The following is a 25,612-nucleotide window of genomic DNA, read 5'->3' as shown; positions in this document are numbered from 1 at the left end:
ATACGCCGCCCGCGCCGAAAGCGATGGTCAGCGCGGGATGGAGCTCTGGACCGCGCGCGCGTCATAGGCGTTCGGACGATCCGGCTTCTGGCCGCGTCCCAAAACGACTTCCAGCGTCGTCGAGGTTGGCTGCGGTCCGCTGAAGTTCAGACCGACGCCCACGCCGACGCCCGAGGTCGAATAGCCGCCATATCGGCTGCTGCCGCCGCCGATGGAAACGCTCGGGCTGACGCCGCCTGCGCCTCCCGGCCGCCCGTCGGTCCAGCTCTGCGTCACCTCAAACCAGTCGTAGCCTTGTTCGGTGGTCAGGTCGGCAGCGCGCACCAACGCCCAATCAGCGACACGGCCCGCGGCGCCGACGCCGTTGTAGGTAACCCGATAGCGATTGGATTCGATCCGCTGCTCGGAATACCCCTGCCCGTTCGGGCCCATCTGCGCGCCATAGGGCGCCAAGCTGGCGCAGGCGGTCAGGGCCAGGGCGGAAAGACCGGTCAGGGCGAGGGCGAGACGCTTCATCAAAGGTATCCTTTCAACGACATAGCGCCAAAACGCGCACGGCGTTCCCTGAAGCGCCCTCGCCCTAAAGACCCAGCGCCGTCTTCAGCTTCGCGAAATCCCCGGGCGGCGGCGCTTCGACCGTGGTCGTCCCACCCTCGGGATGCGGAAAAGTCAGTTTGGCGGCATGCAGCATCAGCCGCGGCGCCGGCCCGACCGGCGTGGTCAGCGCGCCGCCGTAGCGCACGTCCCCGATCAACGGCCGACCGATATGGGCCATGTGCACACGCAGCTGATGCATCCGCCCGGTCAGCGGCTCCAGCTCGACCACGGCCCCTTCAGGTCCTGCGGCCAAGGTCCGATAGCGGCTCTGCGACCCTTGCGCGCCCGGCGCGTCAAAGGCGACGACCCGCATGTAGCTTTCGCGCCCGATCTCCTCGCGGCGCAACGGCGCGTCGATGGTCGCCGCCTTGGGATCAGGCGCGGCCGACAGCAGGGCCAGATACTGTTTCCTGAAACGCCGCATCTGCAACGCCTTGCCCAGAAAACTGGCAGCCGGCTTGGTCTTGGCCGCCAAGATCACGCCCGAGGTGTCGCGATCCAGCCGATGCACCAACTCCGGTCGCTTGCCGTTCGAACGCGCGAACGCCCAAAGCAAGTCATCTAGCGTATGGGCCTTGATCCGCCCGCCCTGACTGGACAGGCCCGGCGGCTTTGAGAAGGCGATGACGTGCGCATCCTCGTGGATCACCCACGACCGGACGGCGGCGATATCATCTGATGATAGATCGGCAGGAACGCGGGTCACAGCGCGTCCATACGCGACGGCGCGCCCTGCGTCAGCCCATCAGCGCAGCACGCCGCGTTTGCGCATATTGAACGCATAACCAAACAGCAGAACCGCAATCAGCAGGATGACGATCGGCATCCAGCTCATGGCCGCCAGTTCGGGCGGCGCCGGCGGCGGAGGATCGATCAGCTTGCTGTAGATCAGGCTGATCAACGCGCCCAATAACGACAGGCCGAAAGCCGGAACCGCCCAGCGCCGGCGCAAAAGCAGCATCACCGAACCGATCACCGCACCCCAGACCCCCAGCGTCCACGGCACATACATCCAGCCGGGCATGGCCTCGTAATAGGCGACCATGGCGTCGTCGAAACCCGCCGCCCGCATGTAGGCCTCGCCCCGCGTCGTAGCCTGGATGAAGTCGAACGCGCCGAACCCATTCCACAACAAGGACAACACGCCCACCAGCCACAGATGCCAGGGCGTTTTCACCGTCTCGATCATCGTCCCCTCCCAAGGATGTCAGGCCGGAACGCTAACCGCCTTATCAACTGGCGACAATGAACAGCGTTCAGTCAGTCGCCGGACGCGTCCGCCGCCAGCCGTGCTCGCATCTCGGCCCAGCGCTCCAAACGCGCCTTGACCTTCTCCTCGTGCCCCTCGCCCTTGGGCTTGTAGAAGGTGCGACGGTCCATCTCGTCGGGAAAGAAGTTCGCGCCCGAAAAGCCCTCGGGCGTGTCGGGGTCGTATTGATAGCCCTTGCCGTACCCCAGCGACTTCATCAGCTTGGTCGGGGCGTTGCGGATATGGGCGGGCGGCATCAGCGAGCCCGTCTCATAGGCCGCCTTCCTGGCCGCCTTGAACGCCTCATAGACCCCGACCGACTTGGGCGCGGTCGCCAGATGCACCACCGCCTGGGCCAGGGCCAGCTCGCCCTCGGGACTGCCCAGAAAGTCGTAGGTGTCCTTGGCGGCATTAGCGACCAGGATCGACAGCGGATCGGCCTCGCCGATGTCCTCGACCGCCATCCGCACGATCCGCCGCGCCAGATAAAGCGGATCCTCACCCCCGTTCAGCATCCGCGCCAGCCAATAGAGCGCCGCGTCGGGGTCCGACCCCCGCACCGATTTATGCAGGGCGGATATGAGGTTATAGTGTTCTTCTCGGCTCTTGTCGTAGGCGGGCGCACGGCGTTGCAGCACGCCCGCCAGCCCCTGTACGTCCAGCTTTTCGCCCTCAGGCAGGTCGAACAGCACCTCCGACATGGTCAGCAGATAGCGCCCGTCGCCGTCGGCCAGGGCCAGCATCGCCTGACGGGCCTCCGGCGTCAGCGGCAGGGTCCGGTCCATATGCGTCTCGGCCCGGCTCAGCAGCTGATCCAGGGCAGGATCGTCCAGCCGCCTCAGCACATAAACCTGACTGCGCGACAACAAGGAGCCGTTCAGCTCGAAGCTGGGGTTCTCGGTCGTGGCCCCGACCAGGGTCACGACGCCTGCCTCTACAAACGGCAAAAACCCGTCCTGCTGAGCGCGGTTGAAGCGGTGGATCTCGTCCACGAACAGCAGCGTGCTCTGTCCCGCCGCACGCCGCATCCGCGCCGCCTCGAACGCCTTCTTCAGGTCGGCGACGCCCGAGAACACCGCGCTGATCGCCTGATATTCGTATCCCGCCGCCTGCGCCAGCAGCCGCGCAATCGTGGTCTTGCCCGTCCCCGGCGGTCCCCACAGGATCATGGATCCCAACCGCCCGGCCTCGATCATGCGCCGGATCGGCCCGCCTGGCCCCAGCAGATGATCCTGCCCCACCACCTCGTCCAGCGTGCGCGGACGCAGGCGGTCGGCCAAGGGGGCGTCGGGAGGCAGAATGCCGGAGGCTTCGAACAGGTCGCTCATGGGTGCGACCTATGTAGGCGTTCGCCAACGGCTTTTCACGCGCTAGTATCGCATTCCGACACGGAGACCGCCCTCATGACCGACGCCAAGCCCAATCAGGGTCCGACTTCCGGCGTGACGCCCCACCTGACCATCCCGTCGCGCGGCGCCTCTGCGGCGATCGATTTCTACATCATCGCTTTCGGCGCCGAGGTGCTGGACCGTCGACTGGCGGACGACGGCGAGCGGCTGATGCACGCCCACCTGAGGATCAACGGCGCCAGCGTCATGTTGAATGACGAGTTTCCGGAATATGGCGGCTCGCAGAATGTCCGCCCTGCCGGCGTGACCCTGCACCTTCAGGTCGCCGATCCCGACGCCTGGTGGACCCGCGCCATGACCGTCGGCGGCGCCGAACCCGTTCTGGACATGGCCGACCAGTTCTGGGGCGATCGCTACGGCGTCCTTCGCGACCCCTTCGGCCACACCTGGTCGATCGGCGGGCCGACAAAGGCCTGACGATCTATCGCAACACGCCGCGGATCTGACGGCCGCCACGGTTGACGACGACCTCCCACGGCCCGCGACCGGAACTGGCGGCTTCGACATCACGAGCCGAGCCGATCGCGCGGCCATTGATGCTGACGATCAGGTCGTTCTGGCGGAAGCCCGCACGGGCCGCATAGCCACGGCCGGACACGCCGGTCACGATGACGCCCGTCGCGAACGGATCGCCGCCCAAGCGGTCCGCCAGAGCGGGGCTGAGCGCCACGACCTCGGCGCCGGCGAAGGGGCCGGACTGGATCGTCACCCCCTGCTTGGGGTCGGCGTCGCCCGGCAGGGTCTGCACCCGCGTGGTCAGGGTCTGCGCCCGACCGTCGCGCAGAATGGACACCTGCACCTGATCGTTCGGATTGCGCGAGCCGACGCGGTAGTTCAGCCCGTTCTGGTCGTTGATCTCCTGACCATCGACGGCGGTGATGACGTCGCCCTGACGAATGCCGGCGCGCGCGGCCGGACCGTTGGCGTAGACGTCAGTGACGACCAGTCCCTGCGGCCGGCTCAGGCCCAGGCTGCCGGCGATGTCGCCAGTCACAGTGTCGCCCTTCACGCCCAGCCAGGGCCGAACCACAGCCGTCGCGCCGCCCAGGGCGCTGTCGACGACCCGCTTGACCATGGCCGCCGGCACGGCGAAGCCGACCCCGGCCGAGGAGCCCGAGCGCGAGAAGATGGCGGTGTTGATGCCGATCAGGTCGCCGTCCATGTCCACCAGCGCCCCGCCCGAGTTGCCGGGGTTGATGGCCGCATCGGTCTGGATGAAGGAGCCGCTGTCGGAAATGCCGGTCTCGGTCCGGTTCAGGGCCGAGATGATGCCGTTCGTCACCGTCTGACCCACGCCGAACGGATTGCCGATGGCCAGGACCAGATCGCCGACCTGCTGCTCTTCCTGATCGTCGATGGCCAGCACCGGCAGCCGATCGCTGACGTTTTCCAGCCTCAGCACGGCGATATCGCTGCGCTCGTCGGCCAGGATGACGGTGGCGGGAAACTCTCGCCGGTCGTTCAGCACCACCTTGATCTGCTGGGCGCCGTCAATGACGTGGTTGTTGGTCACCACGATCCCGTCCGAACGGACGATGACGCCGGAACCCACGGATTCCGCCACCCGCGCCTGGGGAATGCCGCCGCCAAAGAACTGGAAGAAGGGATCGGCCTGCACTCGCTGCACGCTGCGCGCCGAGATATTGACCACGGCTGGCGCAGCCGATCGCACCACGGGCGCGAAGCTGGACTTCATCCCCGCCGCATCGGCCGGGGCGGTGCGCGTCGGCTGGGCGAACTCGCCCTCCTGCGCCTTGGAGTTCGAGGGATTGCCGCACGCCGACAGGGCGAAGGCGGCGGCGAGCACGATCGATCGGGTCTTCATGGGCATCCGAGACTGGGGCATCCGAGACTGGCAAGCGTAGAATGACGCCATTCCGCACCCGGTTTCGGGCCGGATCAAGGCGTGGGATTGTCATCAACGGACAAGCTTTACAGCCGTTCCGTCCGGCCGCCTGCCCGCCATATTTGCCCTTCTCGCGCAGGATCGCTACATCCGGCCAAACCTCCCAATCCGACGAAACCCGAAGGGCGCACCGCACCTCATGGCGCAGCAATATATTTTCCAGATGCAGGGTCTGACCAAGACCTTCCCCGGCGGCCGCAAGATCTTCGAGAACATCTGGCTCAGCTTCTACAACGACGCCAAGATCGGCGTCGTCGGCGTGAACGGTTCGGGTAAGTCCACCCTGCTGAAGATCATGGCCGGCCTGGACAACGAGTTCAACGGCGAGGCCCGCGCCGCCGACGGCATCAAGCGCGGCTATCTGGAGCAGGAGCCCCAACTCGATCCGGCCCTGAACGTGCGTCAGAACGTCGAGGCCTGGTGCGAAGAGAAGCAGTGGGTCAACCGCTTCAACGAAGTCGCCGCCGAACTGGGCGAGAACTACACCGACGAACTGATGGAGGAGATGACCTCCCTTCAGGAAAAGATCGACGCTGGCGACGTCTGGGACATCGACGCCCGGATCGACCAGGCCATGGGCGCCCTGCGCTGCCCGCCCGACGACTGGGAAGTCACCAACCTGTCAGGCGGTGAAAAGCGCCGAGTGGCCCTGGCCCGTCTGCTGCTGTCCAAGCCCGACATGCTGCTGATGGACGAACCGACCAACCACCTGGACGCCGAATCCGTCGCCTGGCTGCAGCACCACCTGGAGAACTTCCCCGGCTGCGTCATCCTGGTCACCCACGACCGCTACTTCCTGGATCAGGTGACCAAGTGGACGCTGGAGCTGGACCGCGGCAAGGGCCACCCGCACGAGGGCAACTACTCCAGCTGGCTGGAGGCCAAGCAGAAGCGCGTCGTGCAGGAGCAGTCGGAATCCGAAGCGCGTCAGCGCGCCCTCACCCGCGAACTGGAATGGGTCCGTTCGGGCGCCAAGGCCCGTCAGGCCAAGTCCAAGGCCCGTCTGGCCGCCTACGAGCGGATGGTCGAGGAACAGGAATCGATGCGCGGCGCCCAGACGCACGCTCACATCCAGATCCCGCCCGGACCGCGCCTCGGCAACGTCGTTCTGGAAGTCGAGGGTCTGCAGAAGTCGTTCGGCGACAAGGTCCTGTTCGACAACCTGACCTTCAAACTGCCGCCCAACGGCATCGTCGGCGTCATCGGCCCGAACGGCGCCGGCAAGTCGACCATGTTCAAGCTGATCACCGGCCAGGAACAGCCAGACGGCGGTTCGATCCGCGTCGGCGAGACGGTCAAACTGGCTTATGTCGACCAGTCGCGCGACGACCTGAAGCCAGACGAAACCATCTGGCAGGCCATCTCGGGCGGCACCGACGTGATGATGGTCGGCAAGCGCGAGATCAACACCCGCGCCTATGTCGGCAGCTTCAACTTCAAGGGCGGCGACCAGCAGAAGAAGGTCGGCCAGCTGTCCGGCGGTGAGCGCAACCGCGTCCATCTGGCCAAGACCCTGGCTTCGGGCGGCAATCTGATCCTGCTCGACGAACCGACCAACGACCTTGACATCGAAACGCTGCAGAACCTCGAAGAGGCTCTGGAAGAGTTCGCGGGCTGCGCCGTGGTCATCTCCCACGACCGCTGGTTCCTCGACCGCCTGGCCACCCACATCCTCGCCTTCGAGGGCGACGGCCATGTGGAATGGTTCGAGGGCAACTTCGAAGCCTACGAACAGGACAAGATGCGTCGCCTGGGCGCCGACAGCATCATTCCCAAGCGCATCCAGCACCAGAAGTTCGGCCGCTGATCGAACTGTGATAGGATGCGGGACATGAACGATCTTCTGTCCCGCATCACTATCGACCCCGCCCAATGCGGAGGCCGCCCCTGCATACGGGGCATGCGTATCCGTGTGCAGGACGTGCTGGACATGCTGGCCGGCGGATCGAGCGCCGAGGAGATCCTGGCGGATTTTCCCTACCTTGAAGCAGACGATATCCGCGCCAGCCTCGCATACGCCGCAGCCAGCATCGGCGACACCGGCGTAATCGCCGCGTGAACTTCGTCGTGGACGCTCAACTGCCCCTCGCCCTGACCGATTGGTTACGAGCGAAGGGACACGCGGCGGATCATGTTTCAGAAATTCTGACCGTCAACGCGACCGATCAGGCGATCTGGTCTCTGGCCAAGACCGAGGAACGGGTCATCCTGACCAAGGATCGCGATTTCGCGATATGGGCGGCGGACCGTCGATCAGGCCCACAGGTCGTCTGGCTTCGTTTGGGAAATGCGACCCGACGTGCGCTGATCGATTGGCTTGACCCGAAATGGCCTCAAATCGAGCGATGCCTGTCTGAAGGCGTCCACCTCGTCGAGGTTCGCCCATGACCCAACGCCCCGCCGTTCTCATCATGCAGCGGCATCTCGCCCCGCTCTCGGGATTTCTGGAGAGCGCCTACGACGTCTATCGCTTCTGGGAAGGCCCGCCGATCGAGGCCGCCCACGACATCCGCGTCATGGTCGTCGCCGGCGAGGCGCCGCTGGACACGGCGCTGATCGAACGCCTGCCCAATCTCGACCTGATCGCCTGTTTCACCTCCGGCTATGACGGGATCGACATCGACTGGTGCCGCCAGCGCGGCCTGCCCGTCACCCACGCGCCAGGCGTCAATCACGAAGATGTCGCCGATCACGCCCTGGGCCTAATCCTGGCCGCGCGTCGCCAGATCGCCTCGGGCGACCGTCAGGTCCGCGCTGGCGGCTGGACCTTCGAGACCCGCACCATCACGACGTCGCTCGCCGGACAGAAGCTGGGCATCGTCGGCTTGGGCCACATCGGCAAGGCCGTCGCCGACCGCGCCGAGGCCTTCCGCATGGCGGTCAGTTGGTGGGGGCCACGTCCCCATGACGCCAAATGGCCGCGCGCCGACAGCCTGCTGGCGCTCGCCAAGGCCAGCGACACCCTGGTCGTCGCCTGCAAGGCGGACGAGACCAATCGCGGCCTGATTTCGCGGGACATCATCGAGGCGCTCGGCCCCGACGGCCTGCTGGTCAACGTCTCGCGCGGTCAGGTCGTGGACGAGGACGCCCTGATCGCCGCACTGAGATCAGGGACATTGGGTCAGGCGGCCCTGGATGTCTTCATCGAGGAGCCGACAGATCCAGCCCGCTGGGCCGACGTTCCCAATGTCATTCTGACGCCCCACACCGCCGGGGCCACGACCGCCGGAGTGCAGGGCATGCTGATGCTGCTGATCGAAAATCTTCAGGCGCATTTCGCGGGCGGGCCGCTGAAGACGCCCGTCGTCTGACTTCAGCGGGGACGCTGCGGCCGCTCGTCCGCCGTCACCACGCCGTCGCCGTTCTTGTCCATCGCCTTGAAGGCGGCGGCGAGGCCCACATCGAATTCCTCGCGAGTAATGCGTCCGTCCGCATCGGCGTCGAAGCGCGCCAGCATCCGACCGCCGCGTGCATTGGCCAATTCGCTGGCATCGACCACGCCGTCTTCATTGGCGTCCAGACGATTGAACATCTGGGTCATGCGCGCCTGCATCTGGGCCAGGTTTTCGCGCTCCGGCGGCCGCATCTGACCGCCCATAGGCCGCCCTGACATTTCAGCGGCCGGCGCCTCGGGAAAGTCGCTTTGAGCCAACGCCGGACCGGCAGCGGCGAAAGCAAGAGCGGCGATAAACAGGCTACGCATGAGATCACTCCAAGACAGGTCTGCTGGCTTTAACGCGCGCACGAACCATTCCCGTCGACGCGCTTCCAGGAAACCGATTTCACTTGCCAAATCATATAAGGATATCTTTATATGAGCATATGAGCTTGTCCGCCGATCAGACTGTCGAAGCCCTCCGCGCCGCCGGCGAACCCACCCGTTTGCGCCTTCTGTCGCTGCTGGCGGGCGAAGAGCTGTCGGTCATGGAAATGTCCCGCATTCTGGACCAGAGCCAACCGCGGGTGTCGCGCCATCTCAAGCTGATGACCGACGCCGGGCTGATCGAGCGCTTTCCCGACGGCGCCCGCGTCTACTATCGCCTGTCGCACGACGCCCAGGCGCGCCGATTGATCGACACGGTGCTGGACATCCTGGCCGAGGATGCCGGCGAGGCCGATCATCGGCGGCTGGACGAAGTCCGCAAGGACCGCGAAGAAGCCGCCGCTAGCTATTTCGAACAGGTCGCGCCCCAGTGGGACCGTCTGCGTTCGCTCTATGTCAGCGAAAGCGCTGTGGAGGCGGCGTTGGAAAAGGCTGTGGGGCCCGGCCCCTTCGAACGCGTCGTCGATCTGGGCACGGGCTCGGGTCGGATGCTGACCCTGTTCGGCAAGAAGGCCAAGATGTCGGTCGGGCTGGACCTCAGTCAGAATATGCTCAACATCGCCCGCACCAACGTTACCAAGGCGGGCGTGGAGCAGGTCGAACTGCGCCACGGCGACATCTTCGCCACCCGCCTGCCCGCCGCCAGCGCCGATCTGGTGATCGTGCATCAGGTGCTGCACTACCTGTCCGATCCGTCCGCCGCCGTCGCCGAGGCCGCGCGTCTGGTCAGCCCGGGCGGCCGCCTGGTCATCATCGACTTCGCCCCGCACGACTTCGAACATATGCGTGAGGCGCATCAGCATCGCCGCCTGGGCTTCGCCGACAGCGAGATCAACGGCTGGCTGGTCGACGGCGGCCTGACGCCATCGGCCCCCATCGCCCTGCCCCACGACGCCGAGGGCCTGACCGTGACCATCTGGACGGCGGAACGCCGCGTCCAGGACAGAAAGACCGCCTGATGGCCTCCTCCGCCTCCCTCAACCTGGCCGATGCTCGCGCCCTGCTGCTGTCGCCGCTTGGCCCCGTCGCCCGCGCCGGATCGAACCGCGACGCCGTACGCGTCTCGTTCGAATTCTTTCCGCCCAAAACCGATGAGGCCGAGGCCAATCTGTGGAAGGCGATCCGCCGTCTGGAGCCTCTCAACCCCGCCTTCGTCTCCGTCACCTACGGCGCCGGCGGTTCGACCCGCGAGCGGACCCACCGCACAGTCCAGCGCATCATCACCGAGACTTCGCTCCGCCCTGCCGCCCACCTGACCTGCGTCGAGGCCAGCCGGGAAGAAGTCGATGAGGTCATCGAAGGCTATAAGGCGATCGGAGTCGATCACATCGTGGCCCTGCGCGGCGATCCGCCCGGCGGGGCTGGCATCGGCGGCATCTATCAGCCGCGCGGCGACGGCTACGCCAACGCCACCGAACTGACCGCCGCCATCAACCGCATCGGCGGATTCGACGTCACGGTCGGCGCCTATCCCGAACGCCACCCTGAAAGCCCCTCCATCAATCACGACATCGAGGTGCTGAAGGCCAAGGTCGATGCTGGCGCGACCCGCGCCGTCAGCCAGTTCTTCTTCGACATCGACGCCTTCCTGCGGTTCCGCGATCGGGTGCGGGCGGCGGGCGTCACCATTCCTCTGATCCCCGGCGTCATGCCGGTCTCCAACTTCACCGGCCTTCAACGGATGTGCGGCGCCTGCGGCGCCAGCATTCCCGACTGGCTGAAGGCGCATTTCGACGGCCTGGACGACGATCCTGAGACCCGCAAACTGCTGGCCGCCTCGGTCGCCTCCGAGACCTGCGCACGCCTGCAGGAAGAGGGCTTCTCCGACTTCCACTTCTACACCCTGAACCGCGCCGACCTCGTCTATGCGATCTGTCGCGTTCTGGGCGTGCGCGAGGTCTCGCAATGATGCCGACGAGCAAATCCTCCCCCGCCCCCTTGCGGGGGAGGGGGACCACGAAGTGGTGGAGGGGGCGACCCCATACACCTGCGTGTGAAGTCGCCCCCTCCACCACCCTTCGGGCGGTCCCCCTCCCCCGCTTCGCTTCACTCGCAGGGGAGGATCACACATGACCCGCGCACAACGCATCGCCGCCCTGCATCAGGCGGCCAAGGAGCGCATCCTGGTCCTCGATGGCAGTTGGGGTGTCATGATCCAGCGTCGCGGGTTGGACGAAGACGACTTCCGCGCTGACCGCTTCGTCGCCGCCAACGGCTATGACGAGAAACATCAGATGAAGGGGAACAACGACATCCTCTGCATCACGCGGCCCGATGTCATCGCCGACCTGCACGACCAGTATTTCGCCGCCGGCGCCGACATCAGCGAAACCAACACCTTCTCGGGCACAACCATCGCCCAGGAGGACTACGCCCTGAACGGGCAGGCGGTGTGGGACATCAATCTGGAGGGCGCGAAACTGGCCCGCGCCTCCGCCGATCGTTGGACCGCCAAGGAGCCGCACAAGCCCCGCTTCGCCGCCGGCTCCATCGGCCCGCTGAACAAGATGCTGTCGATGTCGTCGGACGTAAACGACCCCGGCGCCCGCAGCGTGACCTTCGACCAGGTCTATGAGGCCTATCGCCATCAGGTGAAGGCGCTGAACGAAGGCGGCGTCGATCTGTATTTGATCGAAACCATCACCGATACGCTGAACTGCAAGGCCGCGATCAAGGCGATCAAGGACCTGGAAGACGAAGGCATGGACGTCCTGCCTATCTGGATCAGCGGCACCATCACCGACCGCTCGGGCCGCACCCTGTCGGGCCAGACGGCCGAGGCCTTCTGGAACAGCGTGCGCCACGCCAAACCGTTCGCCGTCGGCTTCAACTGCGCCCTGGGCGCCGACCTGATGCGGCCCTTCATCGCCGAGCTGAGCCGCGTCGCCGACACCCTGGTCGCCGCCTATCCCAACGCGGGCCTGCCCAACGCCATGGGCCAGTACGACGAAGAACCGCACGAGACCGCCCACTTCATCGAGGAATGGGCCGCCTCCGGCTTGGTCAACATCGTCGGCGGTTGCTGCGGCACGACGCCGGATCACATTCGTCACGTCGCCGAAGAGGTCGCGCCGCTGAAGCCCCGCGCCATCCCGGAACGGCCGGTGGCCTTGCGTCTATCCGGCCTCGAACCTTTTGAATTGGTAGCGTAAGTGCGTCCTGTCTTCATCAACGTCGGCGAACGGACCAACGTCACCGGCTCAGCCAAATTCCGCAAGCTCGTGGTCGAGGGCGACTATTCGGCGGCGCTGGACGTCGCCCGCCAGCAGGTGGAAGCCGGCGCCCAGATCATCGACGTCAACATGGACGAAGGGCTGCTGGACGGCGTCGTCGCTATGCGGACCTTCCTCAACCTGATCGCGGCCGAGCCCGACATCGCCCGCGTGCCGGTCATGATCGACAGCTCCAAATGGGAAGTGATCGAGGCTGGCCTGAAGTGTGTCCAGGGCAAGCCCATCGTCAACTCGATCAGCATGAAGGAGGGCGAACAGGCCTTCCGCGACCATGCGATCAAATGCCTGCGCTACGGCGCCGCCGTCGTGGTCATGGCCTTTGACGAAGTGGGCCAGGCCGACACCGCCGCGCGCAAGATCGAAATCTGCACCCGCGCCTATGACATCCTGGTCAACGAGGTCGGCTTCCCGCCCGAGGACATCATCTTCGACCCCAACATCTTCGCTGTGGCGACGGGGATCGAGGAGCATGACAACTACGCCGTCGACTTCATCGAGGCGACGCGGGAGATCAAACGCACCCTCCCCTACGCCCGCGTCTCGGGCGGGGTGTCGAACGTCTCGTTCAGCTTCCGCGGCAACGAGCCGGTGCGCCGCGCGATCCACAGCGTCTTCCTGTACCACGCCATCAACGCCGGCATGGACATGGGCATCGTCAACGCCGGCGACCTGCCGGTCTATGACGACATCGACGCCGAACTGCGCGAGGCGGTCGAGGATGTGATCCTGAACCGGCCGCAGCGGACCAATGTCTCGAACACCGAGCGGCTGGTCGACATGGCGCCCCGCTACAAGGGCGAGAAGGGCCAGGCCCGCGTCGTCGATCTGAAGTGGCGCGAACAGCCGGTCGGAAAACGGATCGAACACGCCTTGGTCAACGGCATCACGGAGTTCATCGAGGCCGACACCGAAGAGGCGCGCCTGGCGTCCGAGCGCCCGCTTCACGTCATCGAAGGCCCGCTGATGGACGGGATGAACGTCGTCGGTGATCTATTCGGCTCCGGCAAGATGTTCCTGCCGCAGGTGGTGAAGTCCGCCCGTGTGATGAAACAGGCCGTCGCCTGGCTCGAGCCCTTCATGGAGGCCGAGAAGGCAGGCAAGCCGCGCGAGCAGGCGGGTCGAATCCTGATGGCCACCGTCAAGGGCGACGTCCACGACATCGGCAAGAACATCGTCGGCGTCGTGCTGCAATGTAACAACTACGAGGTCATCGACCTGGGCGTCATGGTCCCGGCCGACCGCATCCTGGACGAGGCCAAGGCTCACAACGTCGACATCATCGGCCTGTCGGGCCTGATCACCCCGTCGCTGGACGAAATGGTCTTTGTCGGCGCCGAGATGGAGCGGCGCGGCTTCGACATCCCCCTGCTGATCGGGGGCGCCACCACCAGCCGCACACACACGGCGGTCAAGATCGAGCCCGCCTATCGCCGGGGCTCGACCACCTATGTCGTCGACGCGTCGCGCGCCGTCAGCGTTGTTTCGGGGTTGCTGTCCAAGACCGAGCGCGCGAAAAACGAGGCCGCCACCCGCGACGAATACATCCGCATCCGCGAGCAATATGCCCGCGGCCAGGAGGTGAAGGCCCGCGCCACCCTGGCTCAGGCGCGCGAGAACCGCTTCCGCATCGACCCCGACCAGCCCATGCCCGGCAAGCCGTCCTTCCTCGGCGTGAAGGCGTTCGACTCGTGGGACCTGCAGGATCTGGCCGACCACATCGACTGGACGCCCTTCTTCGCCAGCTGGGAGCTGATCGGCCGCTATCCGCTGATCCTGGACGACGAGATCGTCGGCGAGGCCGCGCGTGACCTGTTCGCCGACGCGCAGGTTATGCTCAAGCGGATCATCGACGAGAAGTGGTTCACGGCGAAGGGCGTCGTCGGCTTCTGGCCCGCCCGCGCCGACGGCGACGATGTCATCGTCTACGCCGACGAAGGCCGCGACACAGAGGTCGCCCGCTTCCACACCCTGCGCCAGCAGATCAAGAAGTCGAACGGTAAGCCGAACTTGGCTCTGTCCGACTTCATCGCCGATGAGGGGGACGACTATATCGGCGCCTTCGCCGTCACCGCCGGTCACGGCGAGCTGGAATTCGCCAAACGGTTCAAGGACGCGGGCGACGACTATTCCGCCATCCTCGCCACCGCCCTGGCCGACCGCCTGGCCGAGGCCTTCGCGGAGCGTCTCCACAAGGAAGTCCGCACCACCCTGTGGGGCTATGCCGCCGACGAAACGGCCGATATCGATGCTCTGATCGCCGAACAATATCAGGGTATCCGCCCTGCCCCTGGCTATCCGGCCCAGCCCGATCACACAGAAAAAGCCACCCTCTTCCGCCTGCTCGACGCCGGAAACCAAGCCGGCATGGCCCTGACCGAAAGCTATGCCATGACGCCGCCGGCGTCAGTGTCGGGCCTCTACTTCGGCCATCCGGGCAGCCACTATTTCGGCGTCGGCAAGATCGATCTGGACCAGGTCGAGGACTACGCTCGGCGCAAGGGCTGGGACGTCGCCACGGCTGAGCGCTGGCTAGCCCCCATCCTCAACTACGATCCCTACGCCCCCAAACGCGAAACGGCGGCTTGAGCCGGGCTCAAGCCGCCGTTTGTCATCCGGTAACCGGCTAACCGATCAGTTGATGCCGACGCTCTCCAGCGTGGCGGGCGGCGTGGTGATATTGTCGCGCAGGCGGCGCGCGGCGTGCTCGCACCGGCCCGGCAGACCGAAGAACAGGCCGAACGACTGACTGCGCGCCTCGGCGTCGGGATTGGCCATCAGCGGCGCCCACTGCGCCTTGACGGCGGCGACGGCCTGCTCGGCCTCGGCCTTCGAAGCCGCCGATTGGCGCGGCGCGGCTGCCGCCAGGGCGCTGCGGAAATCCTGGGCTTCGAGACGACCCAGACGCACCAGCTCGACATCCTCCGGCGCGCGCGACGTCAGCGTCTCGCCCAAATCGGCATGTCCGGTCACCAGGGCATCGCACCACGCCACCAGCGGATAGTCTGCGCTCGGCGCGCCGCGCGGCAGCGGTCGTGCATAGGCGATGGCCTCGCGCGTCTTCAACGCATCGGCCGTCTCGCCCGAGCGATTGCCCGTCACGATCGGCCCATCCTGCGTTTGAGCGACCGCCGCGCCGGCGGCCAGCAGCGACAGGACCGACAGTCCGGAAACGACAAATTTCAGCATAATCTTCCTTGAAGGAGCGCGCCGCAAACAGGCGACGATCCGTAACGCTCGCCCGCCCGAATGGTTTTTCTACGGCGCCGCTTAAACGAAAAAGGCGGCGGAGCGTTGCTCCGCCGCCTCAGTTTCGATGACCCGATAAGGATCAATACTTCAGGCGTGCACCCACGAAGAAGTAGCGGCCGACCACGTCGAAGTTGTTCGGGTCGGTGTTGCCGTCGTTCGCGTTGTCGAACACAGGCGGGGCCTTGTCCGCCAGGTTGCGAACGCCGCCGAAGATCTCGACATTGTCGTTGAAATCATACGAGGCGCTGACGTCATGGTACCAGTAGGAGTCGGTGCCGACATAGCCGCCGTCCTGGAAGTCAGGGATGTTGCCCTGGTTGTCCATGGCGTCAATGTAGGTGCCGGAATAGTTCACGCGGACCGGACCGAAGTCGTAGCCGAGCGAAACGTTTGCCTTCCACTCCGGCAGGCTGGCGCTGATGTTGTAGGCGCCAACCGTGCCCTTATACTCGATGCCGTCCAGCTCGTAGCTGTCCAGGTAGGTCAGGTTGACCGCGACATCCAGCTTCTGACCCCAGAAGCCGCCGCCCCACGGCACGTTCCAGCCGTAACGCGTCGAGAAGTCCACGCCGCTGGTTTGCAGTTGCGAGACGTTGCCCAAGGGGGCGCGCGCCTTCAGGTTGCCAGCCGGATCACGATAGATCAGAGGCAGACCGATGCCGGCGTTGTTGCACTCTGCAACTGCCGAGACCGGAGCGCCCGTCGTGCCCGAAGCTGCCGCGCCAGCCGCGAAGCACTGGTTCACGATGCCGGAAACGCCGCCGAAGATGGTGCCGATGTAGTCCTCGACCTTTATGTCATAGTAATCGAGCGACATCGACAGGCCCGGAACGAAGGTCGGCTGCCAGACGGCGCCCAGTGTGACCGTGTCCGACGTTTCTTCGGTCAGGTTCGGGTTGCCGTAGAAGAACGACTCCGTTTGCGTGTTCTGGGCAACGAAGCCGGTGGCCACCGGATCGAAACCGAGTTGCGCGGTGCAGAAGTTGCGCACGCCGGTCGACAGGGTACGAGTAGCGCCCGACGAAGGGTTACGCGTGGTGCAAGGGTCCAGAACCGCCGGGAAGCCTTGGTCGTTGGCTTGGAACAGCTCAAAGACGTTCGGCGCACGCACGGCGCGTTGATAGATGCCGCGGAAGCGCAGGCTATCGACGGGCTCCCACGAGCCGCCAGCCTTATAGGCGTAGATCTTGCCGACCGTGTCGTAGTCGGCCATGCGGGCGCCGACTTCCAGCTCCAGCGACTTGATGAACGGCACGTCGCGAACCAGCGGGATCACAGCTTCCGCATAGAGCTCTTTCGATTCCGTACGACCCGCGACAGGGCGCTCGGCGTTGAAGCCGAAGATGTCGCCCGAAGCCTTGGCGGCGTCCGGCGTGAAGCTCAGCTTGTCTTCACGATATTCGGCGCCGAAAGCGACAGACAGCGGACCGGCGGGCAGTTCGAAGGCGGTGCCGGTCACGTTGAAGGTCAGGTTCTGACGTTCAAAGATGCTGGTGTCGGCGAAGTTCAGGCGAATGAAGTTTGCGGCCTGCGGGGTGATGGTGCCGGCGCCGAACAGATTGACCGGAACACAGCCCGGGAAGAGTTGCAGCGAGGACGCGGCGCAGCTCGTCGCCGTACCGCCGGCGGCCAGCGCGGCGGCCAGTCGCGAACGAGACACATCATTTTCAATCGAGGTGCGCAGTTCGGTGCGGCCGTAGGCGTAAATGCCTTCAGCCTTCCAGTCGCCTCCCAGGTTGGCGCGAAGTCCGCCATTGAACTGAAGGACGTTGGTGTCGTGGCTTTCGACGCGGGCGCCGACTTCAGCCATACGGCGATCGAAGTTCAGCGGAGCCGTCGGATTGGGGCGCGAATTGGCGTAGGCCAGCAGCGCGGGGTAGTTTTGAACGAAGTAGTTGCCGTACGGGATGTTGATCCCGGTCGCCGGCGTCGGCGCCAGCTGAATGTTGTTGCGGGTGTTGGTGTAGAAGACTTCGGTGAACGCCGTGAAGGTGTCGTTGATGTCGTAATGACCCAACAGAACCGCATTGTAGCGTTCCGACGGCGACTGCAGCAGGTTGACCGGTGCGAAATCGTAACGATCGCTGGAAGCGCCCAGGCCAAAGTCGTTGTTGAACTGTCCGGGGACGCCAGCAGTACGGAACGAGCGGCGGCAAGGGGTCGGCGCCGTCGAGCAGCCGACGGCCGTGTAGTTGTTGGTGCCGAGGTTGTTCAGACCGCCGTAGATGCCGGTGCCGGAACCGCCTGCGTTGCTGCTGAGCGCCCAGGGACGATCCTCGTTCGGCAGGAAGCCGTCACGGTCGGCATAGCCCACGAAGCCGGTCACATTGCCGCGACCGTCAGCGATATTGGCGCCGAACAAGGCCGAGGCGTTGAACTGCTCGCCGTCGCCGAAGCCGGAGACGCCGTATTGAGTGTTGACCGCCAGACCTTCGAAGTTGTCCTTGAAGATGAAGTTGACGACGCCGGCCAGAGCGTCGGAGCCGTAGGTCGCCGAGGCGCCGCCACTGACGACTTCCACGCGCTCGATCAGCGCGGCAGGAATGCTGTTCAGGTCGACGGCGTTGGATTTGTCGTAGGGAACGAAGCGACGACCGTTCACCAGCACAAGGGTGCGGCTCGGGCCAAGGCCGCGCAGATCGACGGTCGCCGAACCGTTGGCCGGGTTGTTGGAGTTGGCCGACAGACCAGGCACGACCTGCGGAAGCTGGTTGAGGATTTGTTCAACGTTCACATCGCCCCGCGCCTGAATCTGCTCGGCGCTGACGGTGGCCACGGGGCTGTTTGCGACATAGTCCTGGCGCACGATCCGCGAGCCGGTCACGACGATTTCACCGACCTCGGTGGTGCCGTCCTGCGACTGAGCGAATGAAGGGCTAGCCGCCATAGCCAGTGCGACGCCGCCAATCATGGTGGTGGCCAGCAAGCTGCGGCGATATTTGACGTTATTCAAGGATAGCTCTCCCATGATCGATGTAGAGCCGCGACTGCAGCCCACCGAATCCATATCCGTGTGCCAGCCGAATAGCTGGTTGCGCGAGAGAGCATACCAACGCCTGAAGTAAGTCCAGCGCGAAGACGCATTCACGCCACAAGTGAGACGGACCTGTCACAGAGACGACACACCCGCTCTAGCAGGCACGAAAACGACCGAAGATGCGCTTCTCGCGCCTGCTTCGTTGTCGGCCTCTCCTAAGTGTCAGTATATATTCAACGTTGGATCATCACTCGCACCGCATAGGGTGCGGGCTCCGGCGTGCAGGAGGCGGCGATCAGTTGCACCGCAGCGAGACACAGGATCGCCACCGCGACGAACGGAAGCCGATTTGATACAGCGTTGGCGATCGAACGGGCCATTGGGGCGCTCCAGGCATGATTACCGAGACGTTAACGCAAGCTCTGCGCCAAACGCGGCCGTGACGATGATCCCTTTCGTAAGGGCGTTCGACTTCGCCTATGGGCGGCGCGATCAGGTGTCGCCATTGATCCAGCGGGTGATCGCCGACAATCCGGGGCCGTTCACCTTCACCGGGACGGGGACCTATATCGTCGGCCGATCGGATCCAGTGGCCGAGGTCGCGGTGATTGATCCGGGGCCGCTGGATCAGTCGCATCTGGCGGCGCTGATGGCGGCGGTCGAGGGGCGGCGCGTCAGCCATGTGCTGGTGACGCATACGCATCGGGATCATGCGCCGCTGGCCCGGCCGTTCGCCGACGCGACCGGAGCACGGATTTGGGCGGCCCGGCCTCCGGTGCGGGAAACGCATGCGTCGGGTGCGCTCGATGAAGATGACGATGCCGACTTCGCGCCCGACGTGGTGCTAACGGGCGGCGAGATGATCGAGGGCGACGGCTGGAGGATCGAGGCGATGTTCACGCCCGGCCATGCGTCGAATCACATGGCTTTCGCCTTGCGCGAAGAGAACGCGCTGTTTTGCGGCGATCATGTCATGGGCTGGTCGACGACGGTCGTGGCGCCGCCCGATGGGAACATGCGCCAGTATATGGCCAGTCTGGACGCGGTGATCGCACGCGACTTCGACGTGCTGTGGCCGACGCACGGGGCGCCGGTGACGCAGGTGCGGCCGTTTCTGGAGGCCTATCGCGCGCACCGGCTGGAGCGGGAGGCGCAAGTGCTTCAGCGGCTTGCGGCGGGGGATCGCACGATCGCCGAGATGGTCCCGGTTCTTTACGCCGCCGTCGATCAGCGGCTGTGGCCGGCGGCGTCGCTGTCGGTCCTGGCCCATCTGATCAAGCTGATCGAGGACGGCGCGGCGATCAGCGATGGCGCGCCCGACTTGTCGGCGCGGTTCCGTCTGGCTTAGCGTGCCGCTGCCAGGTTTTGGATGATCTTCGCGGCGAGGCGGCAGGTGGCGCCGCCGTCGGGACGGCTGCCGCGTGCGGCGACGCGGATGTCGGTGCGGCCGGGGCGGATCCGAACGACCGCGTCGGTGGCGAAGCCGAACCAGGCGCCGGCGTGCACGGCTTCAACCTGGAAGGTTTTGGCCCGGGTGACGATGAAGCCGGCGTCGACCAGCGCCGAGGTCGCCTGCTGGGCCAGAACCTGGGTCGGGATGGCGTCCACACCGTCACAGGTCTGCGGCGCGCCGCTGCGCACGCCGGCGGCGCGCGGCAGGCCGGGGGGCTCATTTAGATTGGTGCTGACGTCACGCGGGTGGGGCGTCGCATCCTGGCCCTGACGCAGCACGAAGCCGGCGACGGTCCCGCCCGCCAGGACCAGCGCCGCCAACGCATAGATCCCCCTGCCCTTCAGATCGCGCAGCGCCAGCACCGCCGCCGTCAGACCCGCCGCCAGGCCGACCCAGGCCAGGAGGCGCGCCACGGTCCAGGTCAGCAGGTCGTAGCCGATCGCCAGATCAAGCCCGCCGAACCGCGTCGCCGTAACGGCCGCCACGACCAGCACGAAGGGCGCCGCCGCAAGCGCCGTCAGCCAGGGCAGAATGGCGGGAACGGGCTTTCTGGTCGGCATTCAGGCTCCGGTTCTAGGGTCAGGCGCCAGATCAGGCAGCGGTCGGCAGACGATAGTCCTTCATCCGGTCGCGCAGAAGCTTCTTGTCGATCTTGCCGGTCGCGCCCAGCGGAATGTCGTCCACGGCGACCACATCGTCGGGCATCCACCATTTGGCGATCTTGCCGGTCAGGAAGTCCAGATGCTCCTGCTTGTCCAGCATCTCGTCGGGTTTCAGCTTCAGGATCAGCACGGGCCGTTCGTCCCATTTGGGGTGGGCCGCGCCGATGACGGCGGCGATCTCGACCTTGGGGTGACCCACGGCGATGTTCTCGATCTCGATGGAGCTGATCCACTCGCCGCCCGACTTGATCACGTCCTTGGCGCGGTCGGTGATCTGCATGAAGCCCAGGTCATCGACCGTGGCCACATCGCCGGTGTCGAAGAAGCCTTCGTCGTCCAGGATCGAGCCGTCTTCCTTGAAGTAGGCGCGGCTGATCGTCGGCCCCTTGACCATCAGACGACCGAAGGTGGCGCCGTCGTGAGGCAGTTCGGCGCCCGCCTCGTCCTTCAGCTTCAGCTCGACGCCCAGCGGCGGCACGCCCTGCTTCAGGCGGTATTTCATCTGCTCGTCATACGAGAGCTTCAGGATTTCGGGCGGCAGGTTGGCGATGGTGCCGATGGGCGAGGTCTCGGTCATGCCCCAGGCATGGGTGACCTCGACGCCGAAATCGTCCTGGAAGCCGCGGATCAGGCTTTCGGGGCAGGCCGAGCCGCCGATCAGTACGCGTTTCAGCGTCGAGAAGCCCAGACCGTTCTGTTTCATGTGGGCGAACAGCCCCTGCCAGACGGTCGGCACGGCGGCCGAGAAGGTGACGCCCTCCTGTTCGATCAGCTCATAGATCGACTGACCGTCCATCTTGGCGCCCGGCATCACCAGCTTGGTGCCGGCGGCGGGGCCTGCGAAGGCGATGCCCCAGGCGTTGGCGTGGAACATCGGCACGACCGGCAGGATCACCTCCTTGGGCGTGGCGCCCATCACCGTGGCCTGAAGGCCCATGAAGGTGTGCAGGAAGTTGGAGCGGTGCGAATACAGCACCCCCTTCGGATTGCCCGTCGTGCCGGAGGTGTAGCAGAGGCCGCAGGCCGTCTGTTCGTCGAAGTCGCCCCAGACCACGTCGGTCGATTGCCCGGCGATCGCGTCCTCATAGGCGACGGCCTTGGGCAGCTTCGTCTGCGGCATATGGGCGGCGTCGGTCATGATGACGACGCGCTCGACCTTGGGGATATGCGGCAGGATGGCTTCCAGCAGCGGCACGAAGGTCAGGTCGACGAAGATGATCCGGTCTTCGGCGTGATTTATGATGTAGACGAGCTGTTCGGGGAACAGACGCGGGTTCAGGGTGTGGCACACCCCGCCGATGCCCATGATTCCGTACCAGGCCTCGATGTGGTTGGCGGTGTTCCAAGCCAGGGTGGCGACGCGGTCGCCCGGCTTGATCCCCCAATCCTTCAGGGCGCTGGACACGCGTTTGGCCCGCTCGTGGATCTGGGCGTAGGTCGTGCGGACGATGGGCCCCTCGACCGAGCGCGTCACCACTTCGCGCTCGCCATGCCAGTTTTTGGCGTGGTCGATGATCTTGTCGACCGTCAGCGGCCAGTCCTGCATCAAGCCCAGCATGTCGTATCCTTGTCCCTTGGATGCGTCTGCTTTGATGCGACGCTTGAGCGGACGCTAACATCGGTGATCGGCGATAAGCAACGTGACCCAACGTCAACTGGGGCGTCAGCCACGGCGCGGCGGATCGTCGCCGGTGGCGCTGGCGGCGCGACCGCTCTAGAAGGCCGCCCATGACCATATTGATCGCGATCACGGGGGGCTCCGGCTCCGGCAAAAGCACACTGGCGGAGGCGCTGGTTTCGGCCCTGCCCGAAGGGTCGGCCGTGCTGGTGCGCGAGGACAGCTATTACAAGGACGCGGCCTCCCTGCCCGGCTTCGACGCCGCGACCTTCGACTTCGACGATGTCACCGCGCGCGATCACGACCTGATGATCGCGGACCTGAAGGCATTGAAGGCCGGGCGCGCGGTGACGGCGCCGGTCTATTCCTTCATCCACCACGGCCGCGAGCCGGGCGGCGAGCCGATCCCGGCGGCCGAGGTGGTGATCGTCGAGGGCACGCATGTTCTGTGCACCCCCGACCTGACCGCCCTGTTCGACATCCGGGTCTTCGTGGACACGCCGGCCGACATCCGCTTCATCCGCCGCCTGCTGCGCGACCAGGCCGAGCGGGGCCGATCGGCGGATTCGGTCGTGGCGCAATATCTGGCGACGGTGCGTCCGGGCCACGAACGCCTGACCGAACCGTCGCGCACCCACGCCGACTTCATTGTCGCCGATGCGACGGCGGCGGTGCGTCTGGAAGATCCCCAGGCCGTGGTGCGTCTGGCGGCTCCGGTCCTGGCCCATCCGCTGCTGCAGGCGCTGCTGGACGATTAGGATTACAGGTCTCAGATGCGGTCTGGCCTATCTGTCCGCCGCGTGATCGTGAGGATGAAACTGCGCCCTTAGCAGCCCCCTCAACCGTCGTTACGCCAGCCCACTTCTCCTGTGTGTAGTGAGGACCGCTTAGATCAGTCCCGCCAGCGGCGACGACGGGTCGGCATACATCCGCTTGGCCATTCGGCCGGCCAGATAGGCGTCGCGGCCGGCGATGACGGCGTGCTTCATGGCGCGGGCCATGCGGATTGGGTCCTTGGCCCCGGCGATGGCGGTATTCATCAGGACGGCGTCGCAGCCCAGCTCCATCGCGCGCGTCGCGTCCGAAGCCGTGCCGACGCCCGCATCGACCAGCACCGGCACCTTGGCCTGTTCGACGATGAGGCGAACATTGACCTCGTTCTGGATGCCGAGCCCTGAGCCGATAGGGGCGGCGGCGGGCATGATGGCGGCGGCGCCGGCGTCTTCCAGCCGCTTGGCCATCACCACGTCGTCGGTGCAATAGACCATGACGTCGAAGCCGTCCTTGATCAGCAGATCCAGCGCCCGCAGCGTCTCGATCATGTCGGGATACAGGTGGGCGGTGTTGGACAGCACCTCCAGCTTGACCAGGCTCCACCCGCCGGCCTCGCGCGCCAGGCGCAGGGTCCGCACCGCATCCTCGCCGGTGAAACAGCCGGCGGTGTTGGGCAGGAAGGTGAAGCGGTCCGGCTTCACATAATCGACCAGCATCGGCTGGGTCGGGTCGGACAGGTTCACACGCCGCACGGCGACGGTCACGATCTCGGCCCCGGCCGCCTCGGCGGCGGCGGCGTTCTGGGCGTAGTCGGCGTATTTGCCGGTGCCCACGATCAGACGGGAATTGAAAGTGCGGCCGGCGACGGACCAGGTTTCGTTGGCTGTATCGGTCATGAGTGCTGACCTACGCGCCCAGGCCGCCGAGCGAAAGGTCGCAAGCATCACACCGCGTTGCGAGAGACCATCGAATAGACTAAACTAAGTGGACTAAGTTCAATGGAGACATGTCATGGAGACGGTCAACATCCATCAGGCCAAGACGCATCTGTCCCGCCTGATCGAAAAGGCGGCGAAGGGCGAACCCTTCATAATCGCCAAGGCCGGCAAGCCGATGGTGAAGGTAACGGCCATTGAGCATGACGCGCCGGTAGACACCTCGCGCCGATTTGGATTCATGAAGGGTGAAATCCAGGTGCCTGACGATTTCGACACCATGGGACAGGCCGAGATCGAGGCGATGTTCTACGGCGATGGCGTCCATGAGGACGGCTCCGGCCGATGAAGTTACTGATCGATACGCATCTTCTACTTTGGGCGTCTGAGGATCGTGCGCGCCTTCCCGTTCAGGCCGCCGATCTGATGGCCGATCCTGACAACGATCTGATCTTCAGCGCCGTCAACATCTGGGAGATCGTCGTCAAGCGCGGGCTTAATCGCGCCGACTTCGGTGTCGATCCCCTCGCCTTTCGCCGACGGCTTCTAGCGGCCGGTTACGAAGAAATCCCGGTGACAAGCCTGCATACTTTGGAACTGAGCGGACTACCGTTGATCCACCGTGACCCGTTTGATCGTCTGCTGATCGCGCAGGCTATAGCCGAGAGCGCGCAACTGGTGACTGCAGACGGTCAGATCGCCTTCTATCCCGGCCCCATCCTCAAGGTCTGATTATCCGCCGCCGACGAACTGAACCAGCTCGATACGGTCGCCTGCGGCCACCGGCGTGACGGCGTGCAGGGACTTCGGTACGATCTCGAGATTGCGTTCGACGGCGACCTTGCGCGGGTCCAGCGACAGTTCCTCGACCAGGGCCAGGATGTTGTCGGCCTGCACCTGGCGCGGTTCGCCGTTGAGATGGATCTGGTACACGCGCATTCTCCCTGGGCCTTCGCGCGTCAGATAAAGCCTGACGGGCCGCTTCGCCAGACTGTGCGCTCAGCCCGCCTCGAACAGGAAGGCGCCGATCGCGACGGCCAGGGCCGCGAAGGTCGCCACCACGGTTCTCAGGATCAGTTTGCCGTCCTGGCGCATCCTCGGCGCTCCCTAGGCTGTCCCGACCAGGGACGATGGCGGGCGGCGCTGCGAAATCCACGCCATCGCACATAACGTCGGGGAAGGTTCGACGCCGCCAGCGTTTGACCCACGCCCTGCGTCCGCTAAAAGGCCCCTCTTGCGCCGCGCGGCGCCGGATCGATTCTGGAACCATGGCCGAAACGCCCGTCATTCATGTGCTGAACGGCCCCAATCTGAACCTGCTCGGGGTTCGGGAGCCGGACATCTATGGCCGCGACACTTTGGCGGACATCGAGCAGCGCTGCGTCAGGGCGGCCGGCGAGGCGCAGATCGTGTTTCGCCAGACCAACCATGAAGGCATGCTGGTGGACTGGATCCAGGAGGCACGCGAGGGCGCCGACGCTCTGATCCTCAATCCGGCGGCCTATGGGCATACGTCGGTGGCGCTGCACGATGCGTTGAAGACGCTGTCGATCCCGGTGATCGAGCTGCATCTGTCCAATCCGGCGGCGCGCGAGGCGTTTCGCCATCACTCCTATGTGTCCTCCGCGGCGACCGGCGTCATCGCCGGCTTCGGCGCGGCGGGCTATGAACTGGCCGTCCAGGCGGCCCTCACCCAGGTTCGGGAACGCGGCTGAGCCCCGTCCCGT

Annotated in this window: 27 protein-coding genes; 14 read left to right on the top strand and 13 right to left on the bottom strand. The window is 65.4% G+C overall.

Going from position 1 to position 25,612, the window contains the following annotated elements; all coding sequences use genetic code 11:
• Nucleotides 1–27: 27 nt before the first annotated feature.
• The 4 genes from HF680_RS08790 to HF680_RS08775 form a co-directional block, all read right to left on the bottom strand.
• Nucleotides 28–516, bottom strand: a complete 489-nt coding sequence (locus HF680_RS08790) for a CC0125/CC1285 family lipoprotein (RefSeq protein WP_185224782.1) — start codon at nt 514–516, stop codon at nt 28–30.
• Between the two features lie 64 nt (nt 517–580).
• Nucleotides 581–1,303 carry an RluA family pseudouridine synthase gene (locus HF680_RS08785; protein ID WP_185224781.1) on the bottom strand — a complete coding sequence of 241 codons (723 nt, stop codon included), beginning with the start codon at nt 1,301–1,303 and terminating at the stop codon, nt 581–583.
• Nucleotides 1,304–1,342: 39 nt separating this feature from the next.
• Nucleotides 1,343–1,786 (bottom strand): hypothetical protein, encoded by a 444-nt coding sequence (locus HF680_RS08780; protein ID WP_185224780.1) that lies wholly within the window; start codon nt 1,784–1,786, stop codon nt 1,343–1,345.
• A 71-nt stretch (nt 1,787–1,857) separates the two neighbouring features.
• Nucleotides 1,858–3,174 carry a replication-associated recombination protein A gene (locus tag HF680_RS08775; RefSeq protein WP_185224779.1) on the bottom strand — a complete coding sequence of 439 codons (1,317 nt, stop codon included), beginning with the start codon at nt 3,172–3,174 and terminating at the stop codon, nt 1,858–1,860.
• A gap of 75 nt (nt 3,175–3,249) precedes the next feature.
• On the opposite strand from HF680_RS08775, the gene HF680_RS08770 reads away from it, so the two are divergent.
• A complete protein-coding gene (locus HF680_RS08770) occupies nt 3,250–3,672 on the top strand; it encodes a VOC family protein (protein WP_185224778.1) in 423 nt (140 codons plus the stop codon).
• Between the two features lie 4 nt (nt 3,673–3,676).
• Here the strand turns inward: HF680_RS08770 and HF680_RS08765 are convergent, their stop codons facing one another.
• Nucleotides 3,677–5,080, bottom strand: coding sequence for a Do family serine endopeptidase (locus HF680_RS08765; RefSeq protein WP_185224777.1), 1,404 nt, complete (start codon nt 5,078–5,080; stop codon nt 3,677–3,679).
• A 220-nt stretch (nt 5,081–5,300) separates the two neighbouring features.
• Between HF680_RS08765 and ettA the strand changes: the two genes are divergently transcribed.
• The 4 genes from ettA to HF680_RS08745 are packed head-to-tail and all read left to right on the top strand — an operon-like array spanning nt 5,301 to nt 8,472.
• The gene (gene ettA, locus HF680_RS08760; protein ID WP_161639376.1) at nt 5,301–6,968 is read left to right on the top strand and encodes an energy-dependent translational throttle protein EttA; all 1,668 of its coding nucleotides are present in this window, start codon (nt 5,301–5,303) and stop codon (nt 6,966–6,968) included.
• A 24-nt stretch (nt 6,969–6,992) separates the two neighbouring features.
• Nucleotides 6,993–7,220 (top strand): DUF433 domain-containing protein, encoded by a 228-nt coding sequence (locus HF680_RS08755; protein WP_045811482.1) that lies wholly within the window; start codon nt 6,993–6,995, stop codon nt 7,218–7,220.
• Complete coding sequence (locus HF680_RS16250) at nt 7,217–7,549, top strand: DUF5615 family PIN-like protein (protein WP_045811438.1); 333 nt, start codon at nt 7,217–7,219, stop codon at nt 7,547–7,549. The genes HF680_RS08755 and HF680_RS16250 overlap by 4 nt, the downstream gene beginning before the upstream one ends.
• Nucleotides 7,546–8,472, top strand: coding sequence for a 2-hydroxyacid dehydrogenase (locus HF680_RS08745; RefSeq protein ID WP_185224775.1), 927 nt, complete (start codon nt 7,546–7,548; stop codon nt 8,470–8,472). The genes HF680_RS16250 and HF680_RS08745 overlap by 4 nt, the downstream gene beginning before the upstream one ends.
• A 2-nt stretch (nt 8,473–8,474) precedes the next feature.
• Here HF680_RS08745 and HF680_RS08740 read toward each other — a convergent pair whose 3' ends face one another.
• Entirely contained in the window at nt 8,475–8,864 is a 390-nt protein-coding gene (locus HF680_RS08740) for an EF-hand domain-containing protein (RefSeq protein ID WP_185224774.1), read from the bottom strand.
• A gap of 119 nt (nt 8,865–8,983) precedes the next feature.
• Between HF680_RS08740 and HF680_RS08735 the strand changes: the two genes are divergently transcribed.
• From HF680_RS08735 to metH, 4 genes are all read left to right on the top strand, one after another.
• Nucleotides 8,984–9,943 (top strand): ArsR/SmtB family transcription factor, encoded by a 960-nt coding sequence (locus tag HF680_RS08735; protein WP_161639379.1) that lies wholly within the window; start codon nt 8,984–8,986, stop codon nt 9,941–9,943.
• Nucleotides 9,943–10,893 (top strand): methylenetetrahydrofolate reductase [NAD(P)H], encoded by a 951-nt coding sequence (metF, locus tag HF680_RS08730; RefSeq protein WP_185224773.1) that lies wholly within the window; start codon nt 9,943–9,945, stop codon nt 10,891–10,893. The genes HF680_RS08735 and metF overlap by 1 nt, the downstream gene beginning before the upstream one ends.
• 160 nt (nt 10,894–11,053) lie before the next feature.
• Nucleotides 11,054–12,136 carry a homocysteine S-methyltransferase family protein gene (locus HF680_RS08725; protein WP_185224772.1) on the top strand — a complete coding sequence of 361 codons (1,083 nt, stop codon included), beginning with the start codon at nt 11,054–11,056 and terminating at the stop codon, nt 12,134–12,136.
• Entirely contained in the window at nt 12,137–14,803 is a 2,667-nt protein-coding gene (gene metH / locus HF680_RS08720; protein ID WP_185224771.1) for a methionine synthase, read from the top strand. It begins immediately after the preceding gene.
• Nucleotides 14,804–14,848: 45 nt separating this feature from the next.
• Here metH and HF680_RS08715 read toward each other — a convergent pair whose 3' ends face one another.
• The 3 genes from HF680_RS08715 to HF680_RS08705 form a co-directional block, all read right to left on the bottom strand.
• The gene (locus HF680_RS08715) at nt 14,849–15,403 is read right to left on the bottom strand and encodes a hypothetical protein (protein ID WP_039247936.1); all 555 of its coding nucleotides are present in this window, start codon (nt 15,401–15,403) and stop codon (nt 14,849–14,851) included.
• Between the two features lie 142 nt (nt 15,404–15,545).
• On the bottom strand, nt 15,546–18,419 hold the full coding sequence (locus HF680_RS08710) for a TonB-dependent receptor plug domain-containing protein (RefSeq protein ID WP_185224770.1): 2,874 nt from the start codon (nt 18,417–18,419) through the stop codon (nt 15,546–15,548).
• A gap of 257 nt (nt 18,420–18,676) precedes the next feature.
• Nucleotides 18,677–18,823, bottom strand: coding sequence for a hypothetical protein (locus HF680_RS08705; protein WP_185224769.1), 147 nt, complete (start codon nt 18,821–18,823; stop codon nt 18,677–18,679).
• Nucleotides 18,824–18,888: 65 nt separating this feature from the next.
• Here HF680_RS08705 and HF680_RS08700 point away from each other — a divergent pair, with 65 nt between their 5' ends.
• Nucleotides 18,889–19,791, top strand: a complete 903-nt coding sequence (locus tag HF680_RS08700; protein WP_185224835.1) for an MBL fold metallo-hydrolase — start codon at nt 18,889–18,891, stop codon at nt 19,789–19,791.
• Here HF680_RS08700 and HF680_RS08695 read toward each other — a convergent pair.
• Both HF680_RS08695 and HF680_RS08690 read right to left on the bottom strand, forming a co-directional pair.
• A complete protein-coding gene (locus HF680_RS08695; RefSeq protein ID WP_185224768.1) occupies nt 19,788–20,456 on the bottom strand; it encodes a DUF1499 domain-containing protein in 669 nt (222 codons plus the stop codon). The two genes, HF680_RS08700 and HF680_RS08695, sit on opposite strands and share 4 nt — an antisense overlap.
• 31 nt (nt 20,457–20,487) lie before the next feature.
• Entirely contained in the window at nt 20,488–22,116 is a 1,629-nt protein-coding gene (locus HF680_RS08690) for a long-chain-fatty-acid--CoA ligase (RefSeq protein ID WP_185224767.1), read from the bottom strand.
• Nucleotides 22,117–22,286: 170 nt separating this feature from the next.
• Here HF680_RS08690 and udk point away from each other — a divergent pair, with 170 nt between their 5' ends.
• Nucleotides 22,287–22,934, top strand: a complete 648-nt coding sequence (gene udk / locus HF680_RS08685; protein ID WP_039247924.1) for a uridine kinase — start codon at nt 22,287–22,289, stop codon at nt 22,932–22,934.
• A gap of 129 nt (nt 22,935–23,063) precedes the next feature.
• On the opposite strand, the gene HF680_RS08680 is transcribed toward udk, so the two are convergent.
• On the bottom strand, nt 23,064–23,846 hold the full coding sequence (locus tag HF680_RS08680; protein ID WP_039247919.1) for a HisA/HisF-related TIM barrel protein: 783 nt from the start codon (nt 23,844–23,846) through the stop codon (nt 23,064–23,066).
• A gap of 115 nt (nt 23,847–23,961) precedes the next feature.
• Here HF680_RS08680 and HF680_RS08675 point away from each other — a divergent pair, with 115 nt between their 5' ends.
• Both HF680_RS08675 and HF680_RS08670 read left to right on the top strand, forming a co-directional pair.
• The gene (locus tag HF680_RS08675) at nt 23,962–24,234 is read left to right on the top strand and encodes a type II toxin-antitoxin system Phd/YefM family antitoxin (protein WP_045811426.1); all 273 of its coding nucleotides are present in this window, start codon (nt 23,962–23,964) and stop codon (nt 24,232–24,234) included.
• Nucleotides 24,231–24,617 carry a type II toxin-antitoxin system VapC family toxin gene (locus tag HF680_RS08670; RefSeq protein WP_039247916.1) on the top strand — a complete coding sequence of 129 codons (387 nt, stop codon included), beginning with the start codon at nt 24,231–24,233 and terminating at the stop codon, nt 24,615–24,617. Before HF680_RS08675 ends, HF680_RS08670 begins: the two co-directional genes overlap by 4 nt.
• Here HF680_RS08670 and thiS read toward each other — a convergent pair whose 3' ends face one another.
• On the bottom strand, nt 24,618–24,824 hold the full coding sequence (gene thiS, locus HF680_RS08665) for a sulfur carrier protein ThiS (RefSeq protein ID WP_045811425.1): 207 nt from the start codon (nt 24,822–24,824) through the stop codon (nt 24,618–24,620).
• 329 nt (nt 24,825–25,153) lie between these two features.
• Here thiS and aroQ point away from each other — a divergent pair, with 329 nt between their 5' ends.
• Nucleotides 25,154–25,600 carry a type II 3-dehydroquinate dehydratase gene (aroQ, locus tag HF680_RS08660; RefSeq protein WP_185224766.1) on the top strand — a complete coding sequence of 149 codons (447 nt, stop codon included), beginning with the start codon at nt 25,154–25,156 and terminating at the stop codon, nt 25,598–25,600.
• The last annotated feature ends 12 nt before the right edge of the window (nt 25,601–25,612 follow it).

It is taken from the genome of Brevundimonas huaxiensis (assembly GCF_014218725.1).
Classification (GTDB): domain Bacteria; phylum Pseudomonadota; class Alphaproteobacteria; order Caulobacterales; family Caulobacteraceae; genus Brevundimonas; species Brevundimonas huaxiensis.
The sequence above is the reverse complement of the archived record's forward strand: the minus strand, read 5'-3'. Positions and strand labels throughout refer to the sequence as shown.

What these genes read in the sequence shown, in the direction of transcription:
- HF680_RS08755 (WP_045811482.1), top strand. Translation starts at nt 6,993, where the DNA reads ATGAACGATCTTCTGTCCCGCATCACTATCGACCCCGCCCAATGCGGA.
- HF680_RS08700 (WP_185224835.1), top strand. Translation starts at nt 18,889, where the DNA reads ATGATCCCTTTCGTAAGGGCGTTCGACTTCGCCTATGGGCGGCGCGAT.
- HF680_RS08740 (WP_185224774.1), bottom strand. Translation starts at nt 8,864, where the DNA reads ATGCGTAGCCTGTTTATCGCCGCTCTTGCTTTCGCCGCTGCCGGTCCG.
- HF680_RS08770 (WP_185224778.1), top strand. Translation starts at nt 3,250, where the DNA reads ATGACCGACGCCAAGCCCAATCAGGGTCCGACTTCCGGCGTGACGCCC.
- HF680_RS08675 (WP_045811426.1), top strand. Translation starts at nt 23,962, where the DNA reads ATGGAGACGGTCAACATCCATCAGGCCAAGACGCATCTGTCCCGCCTG.
- HF680_RS08790 (WP_185224782.1), bottom strand. Translation starts at nt 516, where the DNA reads ATGAAGCGTCTCGCCCTCGCCCTGACCGGTCTTTCCGCCCTGGCCCTG.
- HF680_RS08775 (WP_185224779.1), bottom strand. Translation starts at nt 3,174, where the DNA reads ATGAGCGACCTGTTCGAAGCCTCCGGCATTCTGCCTCCCGACGCCCCC.
- HF680_RS08745 (WP_185224775.1), top strand. Translation starts at nt 7,546, where the DNA reads ATGACCCAACGCCCCGCCGTTCTCATCATGCAGCGGCATCTCGCCCCG.
- HF680_RS08765 (WP_185224777.1), bottom strand. Translation starts at nt 5,080, where the DNA reads ATGAAGACCCGATCGATCGTGCTCGCCGCCGCCTTCGCCCTGTCGGCG.
- HF680_RS08780 (WP_185224780.1), bottom strand. Translation starts at nt 1,786, where the DNA reads ATGATCGAGACGGTGAAAACGCCCTGGCATCTGTGGCTGGTGGGCGTG.
- thiS (WP_045811425.1), bottom strand. Translation starts at nt 24,824, where the DNA reads ATGCGCGTGTACCAGATCCATCTCAACGGCGAACCGCGCCAGGTGCAG.
- HF680_RS08690 (WP_185224767.1), bottom strand. Translation starts at nt 22,116, where the DNA reads ATGCTGGGCTTGATGCAGGACTGGCCGCTGACGGTCGACAAGATCATC.
- HF680_RS08705 (WP_185224769.1), bottom strand. Translation starts at nt 18,823, where the DNA reads ATGGCCCGTTCGATCGCCAACGCTGTATCAAATCGGCTTCCGTTCGTC.
- ettA (WP_161639376.1), top strand. Translation starts at nt 5,301, where the DNA reads ATGGCGCAGCAATATATTTTCCAGATGCAGGGTCTGACCAAGACCTTC.
- HF680_RS08695 (WP_185224768.1), bottom strand. Translation starts at nt 20,456, where the DNA reads ATGCCGACCAGAAAGCCCGTTCCCGCCATTCTGCCCTGGCTGACGGCG.
- HF680_RS08725 (WP_185224772.1), top strand. Translation starts at nt 11,054, where the DNA reads ATGACCCGCGCACAACGCATCGCCGCCCTGCATCAGGCGGCCAAGGAG.
- HF680_RS08735 (WP_161639379.1), top strand. Translation starts at nt 8,984, where the DNA reads ATGAGCTTGTCCGCCGATCAGACTGTCGAAGCCCTCCGCGCCGCCGGC.
- HF680_RS08670 (WP_039247916.1), top strand. Translation starts at nt 24,231, where the DNA reads ATGAAGTTACTGATCGATACGCATCTTCTACTTTGGGCGTCTGAGGAT.
- aroQ (WP_185224766.1), top strand. Translation starts at nt 25,154, where the DNA reads ATGGCCGAAACGCCCGTCATTCATGTGCTGAACGGCCCCAATCTGAAC.
- udk (WP_039247924.1), top strand. Translation starts at nt 22,287, where the DNA reads ATGACCATATTGATCGCGATCACGGGGGGCTCCGGCTCCGGCAAAAGC.
- HF680_RS08680 (WP_039247919.1), bottom strand. Translation starts at nt 23,846, where the DNA reads ATGACCGATACAGCCAACGAAACCTGGTCCGTCGCCGGCCGCACTTTC.
- metF (WP_185224773.1), top strand. Translation starts at nt 9,943, where the DNA reads ATGGCCTCCTCCGCCTCCCTCAACCTGGCCGATGCTCGCGCCCTGCTG.
- HF680_RS08715 (WP_039247936.1), bottom strand. Translation starts at nt 15,403, where the DNA reads ATGCTGAAATTTGTCGTTTCCGGACTGTCGGTCCTGTCGCTGCTGGCC.